The 14,974-nt window shown below is 35.5% G+C and carries 16 protein-coding genes; 5 read left to right on the top strand and 11 right to left on the bottom strand.

Annotation, left to right across the window (positions count from 1 at the left end):
• Window positions 1-7 precede the first annotated feature (7 nt).
• Complete coding sequence (locus GM921_RS17585; protein ID WP_182923361.1) at window positions 8-1,210, top strand: glycosyltransferase family 4 protein; 1,203 nt, start codon at window positions 8-10, stop codon at window positions 1,208-1,210.
• Between the two features lie 451 nt (window positions 1,211-1,661).
• Here the strand turns inward: GM921_RS17585 and GM921_RS14560 are convergent, their stop codons facing one another.
• From GM921_RS14560 to GM921_RS14545, 4 genes are all read right to left on the bottom strand, one after another.
• Window positions 1,662-2,105: a DinB family protein gene (locus GM921_RS14560; protein ID WP_182923360.1), complete on the bottom strand. Its 444-nt coding sequence runs from the start codon at window positions 2,103-2,105 to the stop codon at window positions 1,662-1,664.
• A gap of 151 nt (window positions 2,106-2,256) precedes the next feature.
• Window positions 2,257-2,637 carry a hypothetical protein gene (locus GM921_RS14555; protein ID WP_182923359.1) on the bottom strand — a complete coding sequence of 127 codons (381 nt, stop codon included), beginning with the start codon at window positions 2,635-2,637 and terminating at the stop codon, window positions 2,257-2,259.
• A 4-nt stretch (window positions 2,638-2,641) separates the two neighbouring features.
• On the bottom strand, window positions 2,642-3,169 hold the full coding sequence (locus tag GM921_RS14550) for a GNAT family N-acetyltransferase (RefSeq protein ID WP_182923358.1): 528 nt from the start codon (window positions 3,167-3,169) through the stop codon (window positions 2,642-2,644).
• A complete protein-coding gene (locus GM921_RS14545; protein ID WP_182923357.1) occupies window positions 3,162-3,584 on the bottom strand; it encodes a DUF1801 domain-containing protein in 423 nt (140 codons plus the stop codon). Before GM921_RS14545 ends, GM921_RS14550 begins: the two co-directional genes overlap by 8 nt.
• Window positions 3,585-4,578: 994 nt before the next feature.
• Here GM921_RS14545 and gcvT point away from each other — a divergent pair.
• Window positions 4,579-5,658, top strand: coding sequence for a glycine cleavage system aminomethyltransferase GcvT (gcvT, locus tag GM921_RS14540; RefSeq protein WP_182923356.1), 1,080 nt, complete (start codon window positions 4,579-4,581; stop codon window positions 5,656-5,658).
• 84 nt (window positions 5,659-5,742) lie between these two features.
• Window positions 5,743-6,459: a 2-phosphosulfolactate phosphatase gene (locus tag GM921_RS14535; RefSeq protein ID WP_182923355.1), complete on the top strand. Its 717-nt coding sequence runs from the start codon at window positions 5,743-5,745 to the stop codon at window positions 6,457-6,459.
• On the opposite strand, the gene GM921_RS14530 is transcribed toward GM921_RS14535, so the two are convergent.
• Together GM921_RS14530 and gldB are read right to left on the bottom strand one after the other, a co-directional pair.
• A complete protein-coding gene (locus GM921_RS14530; RefSeq protein WP_182923354.1) occupies window positions 6,456-7,247 on the bottom strand; it encodes a patatin-like phospholipase family protein in 792 nt (263 codons plus the stop codon). The genes GM921_RS14535 and GM921_RS14530 overlap by 4 nt on opposite strands.
• 120 nt (window positions 7,248-7,367) lie before the next feature.
• Window positions 7,368-8,426 carry a gliding motility lipoprotein GldB gene (gene gldB, locus GM921_RS14525; RefSeq protein ID WP_182923353.1) on the bottom strand — a complete coding sequence of 353 codons (1,059 nt, stop codon included), beginning with the start codon at window positions 8,424-8,426 and terminating at the stop codon, window positions 7,368-7,370.
• Window positions 8,427-8,452: 26 nt separating this feature from the next.
• On the opposite strand from gldB, the gene GM921_RS14520 reads away from it, so the two are divergent.
• Together GM921_RS14520 and GM921_RS14515 are read left to right on the top strand one after the other, a co-directional pair.
• A complete protein-coding gene (locus GM921_RS14520; protein ID WP_182923352.1) occupies window positions 8,453-9,124 on the top strand; it encodes a porin family protein in 672 nt (223 codons plus the stop codon).
• 27 nt (window positions 9,125-9,151) lie between these two features.
• Window positions 9,152-10,792, top strand: coding sequence for an NAD+ synthase (locus tag GM921_RS14515; protein WP_182923351.1), 1,641 nt, complete (start codon window positions 9,152-9,154; stop codon window positions 10,790-10,792).
• 75 nt (window positions 10,793-10,867) lie between these two features.
• Here GM921_RS14515 and GM921_RS14510 read toward each other — a convergent pair whose 3' ends face one another.
• The 5 genes from GM921_RS14510 to rsmI all read right to left on the bottom strand — a co-directional run bounded on the left by GM921_RS14510 (window position 10,868) and on the right by rsmI (window position 14,946).
• A complete protein-coding gene (locus GM921_RS14510; RefSeq protein WP_182923350.1) occupies window positions 10,868-11,125 on the bottom strand; it encodes a hypothetical protein in 258 nt (85 codons plus the stop codon).
• Window positions 11,126-11,291: 166 nt separating this feature from the next.
• A complete protein-coding gene (gene lspA / locus GM921_RS14505; protein ID WP_182923349.1) occupies window positions 11,292-11,810 on the bottom strand; it encodes a signal peptidase II in 519 nt (172 codons plus the stop codon).
• A gap of 16 nt (window positions 11,811-11,826) precedes the next feature.
• Window positions 11,827-13,449 (bottom strand): apolipoprotein N-acyltransferase, encoded by a 1,623-nt coding sequence (gene lnt, locus GM921_RS14500; RefSeq protein ID WP_182923348.1) that lies wholly within the window; start codon window positions 13,447-13,449, stop codon window positions 11,827-11,829.
• 139 nt (window positions 13,450-13,588) lie between these two features.
• The gene (locus GM921_RS14495) at window positions 13,589-14,224 is read right to left on the bottom strand and encodes a PH domain-containing protein (RefSeq protein ID WP_182923347.1); all 636 of its coding nucleotides are present in this window, start codon (window positions 14,222-14,224) and stop codon (window positions 13,589-13,591) included.
• On the bottom strand, window positions 14,224-14,946 hold the full coding sequence (gene rsmI, locus GM921_RS14490; RefSeq protein WP_182923346.1) for a 16S rRNA (cytidine(1402)-2'-O)-methyltransferase: 723 nt from the start codon (window positions 14,944-14,946) through the stop codon (window positions 14,224-14,226). The genes GM921_RS14495 and rsmI overlap by 1 nt, the downstream gene beginning before the upstream one ends.
• Window positions 14,947-14,974 lie beyond the last annotated feature (28 nt).

The raw sequence follows: 14,974 nt of genomic DNA, 5'->3' as shown, positions 1-14,974 counted from the left end.
TCATAGCGTGAAAATCCTTATTCTAACCAATCGAGTACCTTTTCCGCCAAATAGCGGTTACCCAATTGTGGTGTACAACACTATAAAAGGTCTAATTGGTTTAAATGTAGAGGTTTCATTGTTCAGTATTAATGCCTCAAAACACAAGGTGGATGTAGATGATATTTACGATCCGGTTTTCGAGCAAATCAATTTTCACTCCTTTAATATAGATACCGAAGTAAATATTTGGGGTGCATTCTTCAATATTTTCTCCAACCAATCGTATAATGTTTCACGCTTTTACGATGATGATGCAGCTAAACTTTTAGAGAATATTTTACGAGAAAATGAGTTCGATATCATCCAATTTGAAGGTTTGTTTGTTGTTCCTTATTTAGATCTTGTTAAAGAGCATAGCAAAGCAAAGCTGATTTACAGAGCACACAACATAGAATTTGATGTATGGGAACGCTTAGCCGCTCGCGAACAATTTACACCTCGTAGAAAATATTTAGAGTTTTTATCACGTAGATTAAAGGTTTATGAAACCGAACAAATTAATCGGTTTCACCAAGTATTTGCTATAAGCGAGCCAGATAGGCAAAACATATTACGTTTGGGTTGTCAAACGCGGTTAGATGTTTTTCCGGTAGCTATAGATTTCGAGAAATACCAAGTAGATATCAAAAAAACTAGTTTCCCAACCTTGTTTCATTTAGGCGCAATGGATTGGCGACCAAACAAAGAAGGATTAGAGTGGTTTTTGGATGAAATTTGGCCAGATATAGAGAAACTAAGCGGCGAATTGCGTTTTTACATCGCAGGCAAGAACATGCAAAAACAATTTTTCGATTACGATTCGGATAATTTAATAGTAGAAGGAGAAGTTTTTGATGCGGTAGAGTTTATGAATTCTAAAGCGATAATGATTGTGCCCCTCCTATCTGGCAGTGGTATGCGGGTAAAAATTATTGAAGGCATGGCCATGCAAAAATGTATTATCGCAACCACTATGGCTGCCGAAGGCATTAACTGCGAACATGGAAAAGACATACTCATAGCCGATACGCCCGATGAGTTTTACCGTTCTATTTTACAATGTATTACTCAGCCTAACCGCTGGCGAGAAATTGGCAAACATGCCCGCAAAACAGTAGAACGAGATCATGATATTAATGGGAATGCAAAGCGGATGTTGGGGATTTATGAGGTTTTAATGAGTAATTAGGTTTCTTTTGTTATCTCTAGAGTGCAGCGATGGATCTATTTTGTTTTTAGCTCACCGCCGCACAGGCTTGCCTCGGCTCTTGACAGCCGAAGGGTCAAGTGACTTTTTTCTTGATAAAAAAGTAACCAACGAAATCAAGGCTGTGCATCATCTCTCGGATTAAGCTATCAAAACTTTTAGGGCAACAAGCAGCAGGTTCGATGAAGGATCGAACTGGCTCATTGTTTTGAACTGTGGTTTTTGAACGTGTTTGCACAAGTTTAAACAAGTTGGTTTATTGTTTTTAAATTGTTTGTTTGAACTTGTGGTGAAAAACCACTCGGTTTAATGCTTTCTCCTTCGGGATGCTACAAGGCCGGTTCTCGTTCTTGGTGGTGAGTTGTGGTTTTGGATAGGTTGGATGGCGACCACCCAAAACCTTGCGTTTATTTTATTCCACTAGCTAAACGTATCATTTTCTTCCTTTTACTATTGCTGATGATATTTGTCCGCAATGATGGGAGTTGTGAAATAATAGAATTGAAAAGAGTTTTATTCGTTGTATTTTTCCGAACCAGGTGGTTTCTATTTCTTCGAGCCATTCTTTATCTGATGTTTCGGTAACCATTTTTTTTAGGGTGTTGTAGCCTTCTTCAAAATATTTACGACTTGTTTCTAAATCGTATTGTTTTCCTGAATCTAGTTGTCCAATTGTTGTTCCTTCTATTTCGGTTTTATAGCCGAAAAACTGAGCAATTAAATGGGTGGTTTCGCCAATGTGTCTATATATAAACCCGACAGATGCGGTTTGATCTGTTAAGCGATAATCGGCGTTTTCTGCGGTTATATTTTTGCAGAAATGTGAACAATCCATTCGGTTTTGTTCTAGTACTTGTGCTAAAATTTCATTTTGCATGGTTGTAATTTTTAGTTGGCAGTGATTTTATATTTTAGTTAATTAGGCTATGATGCATTGAGCTTAACATTTCTAACAACTTGTTATTTCAGTCTACATGTTCAAAGATTTCTCCACTGCGGTCGAAATGACGACATGGGGTTAAACAAAATTATTTCTTCTTATTTAATACATATATCAATGTTGATGAAATAATACACATCACTATTGCGCTGATAATTAATGAACTTTCTTTTTGTAAAACTCCGATAATGAGATCGCCAATAAACATTACTAAGAAGAAAATATAAGCAATGGTTAGCATTGGGATTGATTTTTTGAATGTTGCAAAGGCAAAGATAAACCCGAGGGCAAATTGCCTGCCTGCCCACATGTAAATTACATAGTCGACGCCTTTTGCAGTAAGGTCAACGGTTTCTAAAACTGATTGTGGTGCAATCCATAAGGATATACTTACCATCAATTCCATTATTGCAAAAAGCCCAGATACAATGAGTATCCATTTTGGCAATGATTTTTGTACTTCTGTCATAATTTTAGTTTTTTATTAATTCTAATTTCATCATTATGTCCGTCTGTTCATCATTTCCTAGTTTGAAAATATGTTTGTCGAATTCAATGAAACCATTTTTCTTGTAAAAACTTATTGCTCTTGGATTTTCTTCCCAAACTCCCAACCAAACATAATCAGCTTTTTTCTGTATCGCTACTTCAATAGCTTTGTCATATAGAATTTGTCCTACTTTTTTTCCATGAAATTCTTTTAGCACATAAATTCTTTCAATTTCAAGGGCTTTCTCGTCTTTTATTTCAGTTTGAGATGTGCCGAAATTTAGTTTTAAGTAGCCAATTATATTATTGTTAAACGTTGCAAAAAAGAATGCTGCATTTTCATCGTTTAGTTCAGTCGTTAATCTGTCAATAGAAAATCCTTCTTCTAAATAATTGTTCATATTCTCTTCCGAGTTGGAAGCAGAAAATGTTTCAGAAAAAGTTTGTTTTCCAATTTTTTGTAATTGGTCAATTTCGTTGATTGTTACTTTTATGGCTTCGATGTTATGCATGGTTTGTTTGTAAAAAGGTAATGGTTTCTTCCATTAGATTTTTTAGTTCAGTTTGGTCTATGTCTGAAAGTCTTTTAACGTAAATGCAGGCTTTGCCCATTGTAAATTTCCCGAGGTTTTTTAGTAAGTGTTCGTGTTGAGGATCTCCTGTATATACATACAATGAAATGGCTGCTTTGCGAGGCGAAAAACCTACAAGTGGACAATCTCCTTCTTGTCTGCTTTTTTCGGATTTGTAGTGATAGCTTCCAAATCCGATAATGGTTGGTCCCCACATTTTTGGTTCGTAACCTGTTAGGTTTTGCATTAGTTTTATTAATTCAAAACTGTCTTTCTTTTTCTGCTCGGTATTGGAGAATGAGTTGATAAAGTCGTGAACGTTTGCGCTGGTTTGTTTCGTCTTTATTTCTGCCATAAGGGTTGGGTGGTTTTATTTGGTTGTTGTGTCCTAATTTATGCAGTAAATAATGGGACTTATTGTTTAAAGTTAAAATATTCTGTATAATTTATTTCTTTTTGTGATTGTTTTTTATCGTCCATACTTGTCAATTCTGAGCTTGTTGAAGGGTGTTGTTTTTAGCTCACCAACGCACAGGCTTGCCTCGGCTCTTGACAGCCGAAGGGTCAAGTAACTTTTTTCTTGATAAAAAAGTAACCAAAAAATCAAGGCTTAGTATCATCTCTTGGATTAAGCTATTAAAACTTTTTTGGCAACAAGCAGCAGGTTCGATGAAGGATCGAACTGGCTCATTGTTTTGGGCTGTGGTTTTTGAAAGTATTTGCACAAGTTTTACTGCTTTCTCCTTCGGGATGCTACAAGGCCGGTCCTCGTTCTTGGGAAAGGGTTGTGATTTGGGAAGGGTTGCAGGGTGGTCGTCTTTGCGAGGCTTGTTCTTCTCAAGCCGTGGCAATCTCCTTCATGCTAATTAACAAAGTAGGAGTCTTACCCGTCATTCTCAACTTGATTGGGGATCGTAATGCAATGGTAGGCTTTTTTTTACGCATTAGGGTTCCCGTTTTCACGGGAATGACGAGCAGGGTTCTACTTTACTAGAACATAAGGTGAAGAACCTTCTTCGCAATGACGTGTGTGCTATTGGGCGGCTGCTATTTTATTGCACTGTTTTGAGTTTGTTAAACCTGATTGGAATGGAAATACTTTTTGTGTTGCAGTGCTTCGACAAGCTCAGCATGACAATGACACAAAAAGATTGTAATGGAAAGCAGGACTGAACTAGCGATGGAATACTGCCTTTGTTTTTCAAATATGGTAAAAAGATCCTTCGACTACGCTCAGGATGACGACCGCTTTAACCTTTAGCTTGTACTAATGCTACATATACTTATTTTAACTTAAAAAGATTGCGCTATTCTTAGTATTTTTGCCCGCTAAGATTATATAAATTACAATGAAGAATACCGCATTAACAGAGAAACACATTTCATTAGGTGCTAAAATGGTGCCGTTTGCAGGTTATAATATGCCTGTACAATATCAGGGTATAAATGCAGAACATGCTACAGTTAGAAACGGAGTTGGTGTTTTTGATGTAAGTCATATGGGCGAATTTATTTTAAAGGGCGATGGTGCTTTAGATTTAATTCAGCGAGTAACGAGTAATGATGCATCGAAATTATACGATGGAAAGGTGCAATATTCTTGCTTACCTAACACCGAGGGCGGTATTGTTGATGATTTATTGGTATACAGGATAGACGAGAAAACGTATATGTTGGTGGTTAATGCATCGAACATTGAGAAGGATTGGAATTGGATACAGCAATATAATACGGCGGGTGTAGAGATGCATAATATTTCGGATCAGACTTCGCTTTTGGCTATACAAGGCCCTAAGGCTGCTGATGCTTTGCAAAGTTTAACGGATATTGATTTGGCATCGATGGAATATTATTCGTTTAAAAAAGGAATTTTTGCTGGGGTAGAAAATGTGATGGTTTCGGCAACTGGTTATACTGGCGCTGGTGGTTTTGAAATTTACTTTGAGAATAAATACGCTGAGCAAATTTGGGATGCCATTTTTGCTGCTGGTGCTGAATACGGAATTATGCCAATTGGTTTAGCAGCTCGTGATACGTTACGTTTAGAAATGGGTTTCTGTTTGTATGGTAATGATATTGATGATACGACATCGCCGATGGAAGCTGGTTTAGGATGGATTACTAAATTCACGAAATCGTTTACTAATTCGGAAGCGTTATTAGCGCAAAAAGAGGCTGGTGTTGAACGTAAATTAATTGGCTTTGAAATGATAGATCGTGGTATTCCGCGTCATGATTACCCGATTGTAAATGCTGAAGGTGTTGTGGTTGGTAAGGTAACTTCGGGTACGCAATCTCCATCTTTACAGAAAGCGATAGGCATGGGTTATGTAACAAAAGATCTTGCTAAAGAGGGTACAGAAATCTTTATCGATATTAGAAATAGCAAGATTAAAGCTAAAATAGTTAAGTTTCCATTTTATAAATAGGGATTAGATATGAGATATTAGATTTGAGATTTGAGGAAAGTCGCAGGTCTGGTATCTCACATCTCACATCTCATATCTCTCGAAATGTCTAGAACCATTGAAGTCTGTTTAACACCTGCCTTGTTACATTTATACGCTATTGAAAATAGTATTGTTGTAGTAATTGATATTTTAAGGGCAACATCATCTATCACGTATGGCATACATAATGGTGCCGAAGCTATTATACCGGTTGAGCATGTAGAGGATTGTTTGGCTTATGCTGATAAGGGTTATTTATTAGCTGCAGAGCGTAACGGCGAAGTGGTGGAGGGGTATGATTTTGGTAACTCACCTTTTTCTTATACTCATGAAAAGGTAAACGGTAGAACAATTGTGCTGACTACTACTAACGGTACTAAGGCGATGCACATGGCGCAGGCTAGAGCGCACCAAGTTGTAGTTGGTTCTTTTTTAAATTTAACTTCTTTATGTAATTGGTTAAAAACACAGGATAAAAATGTGTTGTTGCTTTGCTCTGGTTGGAAGGATAATTTCAATTTAGAGGATACGCTTTTTGCTGGTGCTGTGGTGCATTTTTTGCGTAATGATTTTAAGCATAGTGATGATGCTTGTGTAGTTGCTGAGGATATGTATTTAATGGCTAAGGATGATTTGAGGACGTATTTGCATAAGTCTTCTCACAGCCATAGGTTGGCTGCGTTGAATATTGAGGAGGATGTGCAGTTTTGTTTGAAACTGGATGTGTGTAAGGCTATTCCGGTTTTGGAGGGAAATAAGTTAGTGGCTTTGAAATATTAAGAGTTTATCAATTCTTGAAAACTCTCACTTTTTTGAATTGATTTTAAAGCTTCTTCGTGTGCTAACCAATAAATGGTTTCTGCTTTTTTCATGTCGAATGTGCTGATTTCTCCCATTCCTTTGGGTTCGATTAATAAATCGCAGAATTTAGCTTTACGTTCCATATCATGATTAATGGACATTATGCCTGCTCGTTGCATGAGGTGAGAGATTTTAGTAATCTTATCAACTGGTTTTAAATGATTGCAGGAAGAACCTATAATGTAATCGCAATTGTTAAGTAAAGGTTCGACTGGAAAGTTGTTTAAAATACCACCATCTACATACATTTGGTTCTCGATCATAATTGGTTTGAAAATACCAGGGATACAGCTCGATGCCAATATTGATCTAATTAATGGGCCTTTTGTAAAGTAAACTAAGTTGCCCTCGCTAAAGTTTGTAGCGCAAATGGTTAATGGGGTTTTGAGGTCTTCAAATTTATCGCTGGGGAAATATTCTTGTAAAATATCTCTCACATTTTCAATATTAATTAATCCTAAAGAGCCTAAGGCTGGGCGGATAAATCGTAAAAGTTTAGTTTTCATAAAGATATTTAACCCTTCTTCTGGGTCGATACCTGCAGCGTAAAATGCACCAGCAATAGAACCTGCACTTGTGCCGCTTACATGACTAAACTTAATGCCAGCGTTCATAAAGGCTTTTAAAACTCCTAGATGTGCAATACCTCTAATGCCTCCACCAGATAATACAATGCCGATTTTCTTTTTGGTTTTTGGTTGGTTCATTGGTTTAGTGGTTCATTTGTATCATTGGTTCATTAGATCATTGGTGGAGATTGCCTACTGTCCTTTGACAAGCTCAGGATGACAGGGTGGCAAACTGAAAACTGTTAACTGACAGTTGTTTTACTGGTTTTCTTTAGGTTTGTACTTTGCTTTAGTTAATATCTTTTGAGCATCTGTTTCTGCCATTAATTGTTGTAAGGTTATGGTTGGATTTTCTGTCATGTACTTTCTTACAATTTGCCAACCTAACCAAACGCCTAACTTTGGTGCTGATGATTTTTTTTCTCCTAAACCTGGTGTAAAAGGTCCATCGGTTAAATAGGTTTGTATTTTTTGATTATCGCTTTGGTACAATAAATCGTTTTCTAAAAAGAAACCCCAAATGTTACCTTCGTAATTTGTACACCATGCTAACTGTTTACCAGTATAACCTATTTTAACGGTATCGGCAGTTGTTTCTGGTAAAACCTGATCCATAAAGTAGAGAATTTTACCGTTGTAAATCATTTTTGCCAACAAAGTTTGATCTTCATCCCGCTCTTTAAATAACTCTTCTCTGGCATAAACTTCTGTAACTCTTGGTACAATATATTGCGGTTCAAATCTTCGAGATTGATACATAGGGATGCTTTGTACAATGGCGCCGTAAAATTTGCTATCTCTGCCTAAAAACATATCTAACCCAATGCTCATGTAATCATCGCCAGTTGTAATTTGGTAGGCAAAGCCTGATAGATTAGCAATAAAATGAGGAACCTTTGCTTTAGGATAATAATATTTGATGTATTTAAAACTTTGTGTTAAATCTTTTTCTACAGTTTTTAGGTTTGGATAAACGCTATCAACTTCGCTATTTAAATCTGTATACGCTTGATCTTTGTACAAACCTGTTAATACGTCTTTGCCTGTTAAACTTGGGTTGCCCACCATTCTGTGTACAAAGTCATCGTAAAAAAATCCATATTTCTGTTGTAAAAAGCTATCGGTTTGTTGTATGTCTTTGCCCTTACCTTGATATAAATCTTGGTCGAACCGCTGTATTTTTATATCCAACTTGATGTTGCTGATATCTGGTTTTTTATCCTGTTTGCAAGAAAAAATTACCACTACACACAGAAAAAATAGATAAATTTGTGCCGAAGGTATGCCTTTGGAAAGATATTTTACGTTATAACCCATGAATAACAAATATAATCACAAGTAACATGAAAAAAACAGTAACCGCAATACTATTCCTTTTTTTTACATTCAATTTGTATGCTCAACAAAATGCTTCGCCATACTATGGTTTTAGACTTGGCTTAACTGCGCACCCGAACTTTGGCTATATAAAAGCAGAAAATGGCAAGAGCAATGGCGTAAGTTTAGGTTTTTCGTATGGCTTAATTGGCGATTTTAATTTTGCAGAGAATTATAGCTTTTCTACAGGTTTAACAATTACTACTATAAATGGTAAAAGCACTGAGATAAATGCTTTGCCTTATCATGCAACAGTAAGTAGTAGCAATCCTGTAAGTTATAATCTCAAATATAAAATGCAGTATATAGAGATTCCATTAACCGTTAAATTAAAAACAGCAAACATTGGTAATATTCGTTGGTTTGGTCAGTTTGGTTTATCTAATGATATTAGAATTGGAGCTAAACAGGATGCAGAATCAAATGGAACAACACTAGCAGACGATGTAAATTCGGCTGATTGGACACGTTTTTATAGAGCAGGACTGATTATTGGTGGCGGTGCAGAATTTAATATTGATGGCAAAACTAGTATTATGACGGGTTTAACGTTGAACAATGGGTTTACCAATATTTCGACCGGAGATAATAACATTCGTAACCATTATGTAGCCATCAATTTAGGCGTATTCTTTTAATAAATTTACTCTTCTCAATATCATTTAATGAAAATAGCACTCGCCCAACTTAATTATCACATTGGTAATTTCGAACAAAATACACAGCGAATTATAGAAAACATAACCTTGGCTAAAGCTAAAGGAGCCGATATTGTTGTGTTTGCAGAACTAGCAATTTGTGGTTATCCTGCTCGAGATTTTTTAGAGTTTTCGGAATTTATATCACTTTGTGAAGAGGCTGCCCAGCAAATAGCGAAACATTGTGTAGATATTGCTTGTATTGTTGGTTTGCCCATTAAAAATGAAGTTTTAGAGGGTAAAGATTTATACAATGCGGCTTATTTTATTGAGGATGGAAAGATAAAAGCAATCACTAAAAAAGCATTACTACCTACATATGATGTATTTGATGAGTATCGTTATTTTGAACCCAATACGAAGTTTGAATGTATAGAATTTAAAGGAAAAAAGATAGCACTAACCATTTGCGAAGACCTTTGGAATATTAATGATAATCCGTTGTATGTTTCTTGTCCGATGGATGAATTGATTAAGCAATCGCCAGATGTGATGATTAATATTGCGGCATCTCCATTTAATTATCGCCACGATGAAGACCGTATTCAAATATTAGCTGATAATGCCAAAAAGTATAAATTACCCTTATTTTATGTCAACCAAGTTGGCGCACAAACAGAGATAATTTTTGATGGTGGTTCTTTGGTGTTTGATGAAACTGGAGAGGTTAAGGCAGAAATGAAATACTTTGAGGAGGATTTGCAGGTATTTGATGTGGATGAAATACAAAATGTAAAGAATAAATATCCTCAACCCGATAGAGCAAGTGATATTACTCAAATTCATGATGCATTGATTATGGGTATTCAAGATTATTTCAGAAAATCTGGTTTCAGTAAAGCAGTTTTAGGCCTTTCTGGCGGAATAGATTCTGCTATTGTTTGTGCATTAGCTTGTCGTGCTTTAGGTGCAGAAAATGTAATGGCGGTATTAATGCCTTCTAAATATTCATCAGATCATTCTGTAAAAGATGCCTTAGATCTAGTGAATACTATTGGATGTAAGCATGAAATTATAGAAATAAAAGAAGCAGCAAATGCTTTTGATAGTATGTTAGCGAAACCTTTTACTGGTTTGGCTGCTAACTTAACGGAAGAAAATATTCAGGCTCGTTGCCGTGGGATTGTATTAATGGCAATGTCTAACAAGTTTGGTTATATTTTACTCAATACTTCTAATAAAAGTGAGTGCGCAGTTGGTTATGGCACTTTATATGGAGATATGTGTGGCGCAATTGGCGTAATAGGTGATGTGTATAAAACGCAGATTTTTGAATTAGCACGCTATATTAATAAGGATGGAGAGGTTATTCCTGAAAATACGATTGTAAAACCACCTTCGGCAGAATTAAGACCAGATCAAAAGGATTCTGATTCACTACCTGATTATGGTATTCTTGATCAAATTTTATTTCAACATATTGAATTGCAAAAAGGTTCAAAAGCAATTATTGCGCAAGGTTTTGATGAAGCTTTAGTGCAACGTATTCTTAAAATGGTAAATTTGGCGGAGTTTAAACGGTATCAAACACCTCCAATTTTAAGAGTTTCGCCTAAAGCATTTGGCATGGGCCGAAGAATGCCTATTGTTGGAAAATATATGGCTTAGCCCAATCAATTATATGCATAAAAAAAGCCTTCAAATAGTTGAGGGCTTTTTTATTTTTTAAAATGTGACTAAAAATTAAGCGTCTTTTTGCTCGCCGTCTTTTTGGTTAAATTCATCCCATTTGTCTTCGGCTTGATCTTTTAAATCGCCTAGTTTTTCTTTGGCTTCTGTCGCAGCTACTTTTGCTTTTTCACTCAACTCATCCCATTTTCCTTCAGCTTGTTCTTTTAAGTTATCAAACTGATCTTCAGCTTTATCTTTCAATTCTTCAAATTGATCTTTCAAATTATCGAAAAATCCTTTTTTTTCTGGTTCTTGATTTTCGTTTGCCATGATGTTAGTTTTTATAGGTGTAATTTATAGTCTAATATAAAAAGAGGGCATTAACATTTAGTTAATTGTTTGTTATGTTTTTTGCTTACGAAATCTAATAACATTAATAGAACTTAAATTGTTTGCGATTCGAATAAATAATGATACTTAAGAAATTACCTTAATGCTAAAAATTGTTTTCTACTGGAGATGGGTTACTAATTTTCCTTTTTAGCGATTGGATAAATAAGAGAGCTATGCCTATCATGATAGAAACATCTGCTAAATTGAAAATGCCAGTTCTGAAAATGCCAAAATCCATGTGCAGGAAATCTGTAACTGAGCCGAATAAAATGCGATCATATACATTGCCAATTCCTCCACCAATTAAAAAACATAAGCCTAATTGAATACTTCTCGGTAAATTATTTTTACTGAGGAGATAAAATAAACCATAGCCTAAAACCAGAACTGGTAAAATGCTGAGTAAAACAAATCGAACAGCTTCTGGCAAATTGTTTCCTGCGCTTAAAAAAGCACCTGTATTTTCTACTTTGGTTAATATAAAATGATTTTTAATGATGCTGATATTTTCATCGTAGTCAATTTTTTGTCGTACAATACTTTTTGAAACCTGATCGCAACCAATATTTAAGGCAACTATTGCCAAAAGTAAAATCCATCTTAACGTTTCTTTCTTTTGCATTACTATTCGATAAAATTTATTTTTTTATCCATTTCTTGTAAGGAATAATTAACGCCAATAAAACCGCTAAAACTGAAAATATCTGTGCTAATACATCCCCACTATTAACGTAAGTTGTTATCGAATCGTTTAAATTGATATCAGCTTTTAATGCATCTCTTGTCCACCAGTTAGATTGTTTAACTAAATCACCTCTTTGATTAATAAACCCAGAAATACCAGTATTTGCAGATCTTACTACCCATCTGCGTGTTTCTATTGCTCTAAGTTTTGCATACAATAGATGTTGATCTTTGCCTGAAGTATTTCCCCACCAACCATCATTGGTAATAATTGCAATAAACTGAGCTCCATTCTTTACGGATTCACCAATCCAGCTTCCCCAAAGGGATTCATAACAAACTACAGGAGCAACTCCAATTCCACTTTGCGAATAAAAAACTGCTGGTTTCTCTTGCCAACCCCAGCCAGATGCACTGCCACCTAAACCTTCAAAAACAGGAGCTAAGAAAGAAAATACTTTAGGGAAAGGCATCTTTTCTACTCCAGGAACCAATTTCGATTTATGGTAAAAAGCAACCTCCGCAGAATTTTCTACTTGCATTGCGGCATTATAATTATCGTACCAAGCAGTGCCATCCTTAGCTTGTTTAGCTGAAATAGTCTCTTTCGCATTATACCATTTTACACTTTCAATTCCTGTAATTAACGTTCCATTTTTGTACTTGCTTAAAAATTGTTGCGCTTGTAAAAAGTCTGGATTACTTCTTATTTTTTCTTCGTCAGCATATCTTGGCAAGGCTGTTTCTGGCCAAATGAAATATTCAGTGTTTACTTGACCAACAGAATCCGATAAATGGGTAAGGATATTTAATTGTTGTTCAGGACTAATTGACCCATATTTCTCATAAGGGTCAATATTCGGTTGAACCACCACCACATTAACTGGAACAGATTTTTCTTTGTAGCTATAATAAGTGTATAACGAAAATCCGACAGGTAATATAATTACCAATAACCAACTTAAAGTAGGTTTTAATTTTGGATCATTATTTTTCCAGGCTTTGTAAGCTTCAAAAGCAAGAATATTACTCAATAAAATCCATAATGAACCACCATACACACCTGTATATTCGTACCATTGCGCTAATTGGTGCATGCCTGCAAATCCGTTACCTAAAGTCATCCAAGGGAAAGCTAAATCCCAACTTTGATGTAGGTATTCCATCGAAATATAGAAGGAAATCAATCCTAAATAAGCAATTTTGGTATTCGCTTTTGTTTTTAATTGATAATAAAGCCAAAAAGCAAAAGTCATTAATAGCGCCCCTAAACCATAAGGAATAAGCGATACCAGCAAAGAAACTATTGCACCAACAAAGCCAGTATTTGACGCACTAATTGCATTATAAACCCAATAAATACTAGCGGTATTCCAAACTAAAAAGGTTAATCCAGCAGTTAAGAAAACACGTTTGCCAGTTTTTTTATCGTTTTTATTAGTAATATCATTTAATGCAATAAACAATGGCACTAAACCAATAAGCAGCAAAGGCGCTAGCCAAATATGTGGCGGCCATGCTAGCCATAGTATAAATGCACTTAAAAGGGCAAGGAGATAAGTTTGTTTTTTGGTCATTGTATTTATATGTCGGCTGTCATTGCGAGTCACGATTTCTCGTGGCGAAGCAATCTTTCATGTTGAATTGATGTCGTGGTTTGCCTTTTAGGAAAGATTGCTTCGTCGTTCCTTCTCGCAATGACGACTCTCTAAAATTTTATAAACTATCTAAAATAGTTGCTTTTTTACTCTCGTATTCTTCCTGAGTGATTAGCTGTTTATCATACAATGTTTTCAATTTTCTCAACTTCAATGTAGTTTCATCCTCTTGCTCTTCAATTTCTTGCGGAGAAATAACTATAGCTTCTTCAACAGGTAAATCGTAAATATTAGTAACAGGTGGTACATTAATCGCGGAAGCCGAAGCACGATTTTCTTCTAGTTTCTGTTGTCTAGTTAATTCTTTAAACGCTTCTAATTGTTCATTTGCTGCTTGATGCAGTTTTCTAGCCTGTATTTTAGGAATAAACTCTGTTACAATATTTTCGCCATGCTGCGGTACACAAATAAATTTAGAACCAAAAAATTCTTCCTTAAAAGAGACTTCTTTAATGTTTTTCCAAGAAATATCTTTAAAATTCATGGTTAAACCTAAATTTCCAGGTTCACAATAAAAAATACGTTTATTGCTAATTGCAATGCTATCTGGCAACAAGTTTACAGCTGGTTTTTTTTGTACAGCGAGGTATAAAATTTCTTCCCCACTGGTTAGCAAATCATTTAATTTCCCAATTACTTTTTCTACCGCTTTTGGGTCTTGTTCGTCGCTTAAAAATCTATCTATTGAAATCATTATTTTTCTTGTTTGTATTTGTCTTTATTCTTTACTGCTTTTTCTTTTTCTGGTTTCCCAGCAACACAAATTACGAATTCTCCTTTTAATATATTGTTTTCGAAATGTGATTTTATTTCTATAACTGTACCACGAACTGTTTCCTCGTAAATTTTTGTCAACTCTCTACTAACGGATGCCTGTCTATCTTCACCTAAAAATTCAGCAAATTCTTCTAATGTTTTTAATAGACGATGCGGACTTTCATAAAAAATCATCGTCCGTTCTTCATCAGCCAATAACTTTAAACGCGTTTGTCGCCCTTTCTTAACAGGAAGAAATCCCTCAAAAACAAATTGATCACTTGGTAAACCAGAGTTAACTAAAGCGGGAACAAAAGCCGTCGCCCCTGGCAAACAATTCACTTCTATCTCGTTTTTTAATGCCTCACGGACTAAGAAAAAACCAGGATCAGAAATCGCAGGAGTGCCAGCATCGGATACTAAAGCGACATTTTTACCCTCTTTTAGAAATTTGATAATTTCAGAAGTTGCTTTATGTTCATTATGTTGATGATGCGAATATGCCTTTTTATCGATGCCAAAATGTTTCAACATTGGTGCGCTTGTCCGAGTATCTTCAGCCAAAATTACATCCGCTTCTTTTAAAATACGGATGGCTCTAAAGGTCATATCCTCTAAATTGCCAATCGGAGTAGGTACGAGATATAATTTTCCATCCATTGAGATGTGAGATTTTAGATATGAGATT

Source organism: Pedobacter planticolens (assembly GCF_014172375.1).
GTDB lineage: Bacteria > Bacteroidota > Bacteroidia > Sphingobacteriales > Sphingobacteriaceae > Pedobacter > Pedobacter planticolens.
This window is presented reverse-complemented; position numbering and strand designations above follow the sequence as displayed.

What these genes read in the sequence shown, in the direction of transcription:
- lspA (WP_182923349.1), bottom strand. Translation starts at nt 11,810, where the DNA reads ATGCAAAAGAAAGAAACGTTAAGATGGATTTTACTTTTGGCAATAGTT.
- GM921_RS14515 (WP_182923351.1), top strand. Translation starts at nt 9,152, where the DNA reads ATGAAAATAGCACTCGCCCAACTTAATTATCACATTGGTAATTTCGAA.
- GM921_RS14520 (WP_182923352.1), top strand. Translation starts at nt 8,453, where the DNA reads ATGAAAAAAACAGTAACCGCAATACTATTCCTTTTTTTTACATTCAAT.
- GM921_RS14530 (WP_182923354.1), bottom strand. Translation starts at nt 7,247, where the DNA reads ATGAACCAACCAAAAACCAAAAAGAAAATCGGCATTGTATTATCTGGT.
- GM921_RS14495 (WP_182923347.1), bottom strand. Translation starts at nt 14,224, where the DNA reads ATGATTTCAATAGATAGATTTTTAAGCGACGAACAAGACCCAAAAGCG.
- gcvT (WP_182923356.1), top strand. Translation starts at nt 4,579, where the DNA reads ATGAAGAATACCGCATTAACAGAGAAACACATTTCATTAGGTGCTAAA.
- GM921_RS14535 (WP_182923355.1), top strand. Translation starts at nt 5,743, where the DNA reads ATGTCTAGAACCATTGAAGTCTGTTTAACACCTGCCTTGTTACATTTA.
- GM921_RS14550 (WP_182923358.1), bottom strand. Translation starts at nt 3,169, where the DNA reads ATGCATAACATCGAAGCCATAAAAGTAACAATCAACGAAATTGACCAA.
- GM921_RS14545 (WP_182923357.1), bottom strand. Translation starts at nt 3,584, where the DNA reads ATGGCAGAAATAAAGACGAAACAAACCAGCGCAAACGTTCACGACTTT.
- GM921_RS14560 (WP_182923360.1), bottom strand. Translation starts at nt 2,105, where the DNA reads ATGCAAAATGAAATTTTAGCACAAGTACTAGAACAAAACCGAATGGAT.
- lnt (WP_182923348.1), bottom strand. Translation starts at nt 13,449, where the DNA reads ATGACCAAAAAACAAACTTATCTCCTTGCCCTTTTAAGTGCATTTATA.
- gldB (WP_182923353.1), bottom strand. Translation starts at nt 8,426, where the DNA reads ATGGGTTATAACGTAAAATATCTTTCCAAAGGCATACCTTCGGCACAA.
- rsmI (WP_182923346.1), bottom strand. Translation starts at nt 14,946, where the DNA reads ATGGATGGAAAATTATATCTCGTACCTACTCCGATTGGCAATTTAGAG.
- GM921_RS14555 (WP_182923359.1), bottom strand. Translation starts at nt 2,637, where the DNA reads ATGACAGAAGTACAAAAATCATTGCCAAAATGGATACTCATTGTATCT.
- GM921_RS14510 (WP_182923350.1), bottom strand. Translation starts at nt 11,125, where the DNA reads ATGGCAAACGAAAATCAAGAACCAGAAAAAAAAGGATTTTTCGATAAT.